Source organism: Mesorhizobium sp. WSM4311 (genome assembly GCF_002295115.1).
Classification (GTDB): Bacteria; Pseudomonadota; Alphaproteobacteria; order Rhizobiales; family Rhizobiaceae; genus Mesorhizobium.
In genome coordinates, this window is sequence record NZ_NSFV01000036.1 from 1 (window position 1) to 2,455 (window position 2,455).

The window sequence follows — 2,455 nt, forward strand, 5'->3', positions numbered from 1 at the left end:
CAAAATCACGCGCCGCGACGCATTGATGGCCGGCACGGCGGTAGCCGTTTCCCGCTTGGTTGCACCAATCGGCCTTTCGGGCGCGCTCGCTGGCCTCGCCGGCGTTCAGCAGGCAGAGGCACAGCCGGCGGCCCCCAACATCGTCTACATCATCTCCGACGATCAGGGCTGGAAGGACGTGGGCTTCCACGGCTCGGATATCAAGACGCCCAACATCGACAAGCTCGCCGCCGAAGGCGCGCGGCTGGAACAATTCTATGCCCAGCCGATGTGCACGCCCACCCGCGCGGCGCTGATGACTGGCCGCTATCCGCTGCGCTACGGGCTGCAGATGGGCGTTATCCCGTCAGGTGGCAGTTACGGCCTTGCCACCGACGAGTATCTCCTGCCCCAGATGCTCAAGGACGCAGGATACAAGACCGCGATGGTGGGCAAGTGGCATCTTGGTCACGCAAAGACTGAATACTGGCCGCGCCAGCGCGGATTCGATTCGTTCTACGGCGCCCTGGTCGGCGAAATCGATCATTTCAAGCACGCTTCTCATGGCGTGATGGACTGGTACCGCAACAACAAGCCGCTGAAGGAGCCTGGCTTCGATAATACCCTGTTCGGCACGGAAGCCGCCAAGGTAATCGAAAAACATGACGGCAAGGCGTCACTATTCCTGTATCTGGCATTCACCGCACCGCATTCGCCCTACCAGGCACCCGAAGAGTACATCAAAAAATATGCTCATGTCGCCGATGAGCAACGGCGGCTCTATTCCGCCATGGTCTCCGTCATGGACGACGAGATCGGCCGGGTTGTTGCCGCGCTCGAGAAGAAGAAGATGCGCGACAATACAATCATCATCTTCCAGAGCGACAATGGCGGCGTGCGGGATGCAATGTTTGCGGGCGAATCGAAGGTCGGAAACAGCCTTCCGGCCGACAATGGGCCATATCGCAGCGGCAAGGGCACGCTCTATGAGGGCGGCACCCGTGTCTGCGCTCTGGCGAACTGGCCGGGCAAGGTGAAGGCCGGTGACGTGAACGGCCTGATACATGTCTCGGACATTTATCCGACCCTTGCTGGGCTTGCCGGAGCGAAGCCAACCAAGAACAAGCCGCTCGACGGCATGGATGTCTGGGGGACGATCAGCGAAGGCAAACCCTCGCCCCGCAGCGACATGGTCTACAATGTCGACCCGACTGGCGGCGCAATCCGTGAGGGCGATGTGAAGCTTGTATGGTCGGCCGGCGTGTTGGAGCGCATCGAACTGTTCGACCTAGCCGCCGACAAGTCCGAAACTACTAACCTGGCCGACAAGAAGCCGGACAGCGTCAAAAAAATGAAGGCGAAGATCGTGGATATCGCCAAGCAAATGGCACCGCCGCTGCTGATCGGGGAGGCGATCAAGCTGACCTTCGGTGCACCGCCAATTGCAGCGGATCCATCCTCGATGTTCAATCAACTCGGAGACTAGTTCGGCCCGGATCAAAGTTCGCTTCTATGGAACTATAGTCATGAATGATGCAGGGATGGCTGTGCCGTCTACGGAGGATCTGGAGCATGTTCGTTCCGTTCCTAGGCACAGCCCGCCATTTCCAAACATGGTGCGAATCCCTGGTGGCGAATTCCTGATGGGATCAGACCACCATTATCCGGAAGAGGCTCCAACCCACCGCGTCGTGGTCGATGGTTTCTGGGCGGATGTGACGACTGTCACGAACGATGATTTTGCGAAATTCGTCGCGGCGACAGGGTACGTGACGCTGGCTGAGCGTCCTGCCAACGCAGCCGAGTATCCCGGCGCGCCGGCGGAGTTGCTCGCTCCCGCATCGGCGATATTCGTTCGACCGCCGCCTGGCACCAACCGAAGCGACCATTACCGGTGGTGGGCCTATGTGAAGGGTGCCAATTGGCGCCATCCACGTGGGCCCGCGAGTTCTATCAAAGGTCTCAACAACCACCCGGTAGTCCACCTCGCGTTTGAGGATGCCGAAGCCTATGCGAACTGGGCGGGAAAGGCGCTCCCGACGGAGGCGGAATGGGAGTTCGCGGCACGTGGAGGATTGGACGGCGCAGAGTTCGTATGGGGCGACGAATTGACCCCCGGCGGCCGGCATATGGCCAACACGTATCAGGGCGACTTCCCATTCCGCAACGACTGCGAGGATGGCTACGAGTGGACCGCTCCGGTCGGCTCGTTTCCCGCAAACAGCTATGGTCTCTACGATATGGCAGGCAACGTCTGGCAGTGGACCACGGACTGGTACCAGGAGCATCGCCGCATCGAAAGCCCTTGTTGCACGATGACAGATCCGCGCGGCGGCGAGCGCGACGCGAGCTACGATCCGCTGACGCCTGACATCAGGATTCCGCGCAAGGTCACCAAGGGCGGGTCCTTCCTCTGCGCGCCCAACTACTGCCGGCGTTATCGTCCCGCCGCGCGCATGGCGCAGGCGATAGACAC

General features: G+C 60.7%; 2 protein-coding genes. Both read left to right on the forward strand.

Annotated elements, in window-relative coordinates:
* Positions 1–4 precede the first annotated feature (4 nt).
* A complete protein-coding gene (locus CK226_RS34230) occupies positions 5–1,465 on the forward strand; it encodes an arylsulfatase (RefSeq protein ID WP_143750396.1) in 1,461 nt (486 codons plus the stop codon).
* A gap of 127 nt (positions 1,466–1,592) precedes the next feature.
* Positions 1,593–2,455, forward strand: an 863-nt coding sequence (locus tag CK226_RS34235) for a formylglycine-generating enzyme family protein (RefSeq protein WP_095794117.1), incomplete at its 3' end; no start/stop codon positions are given.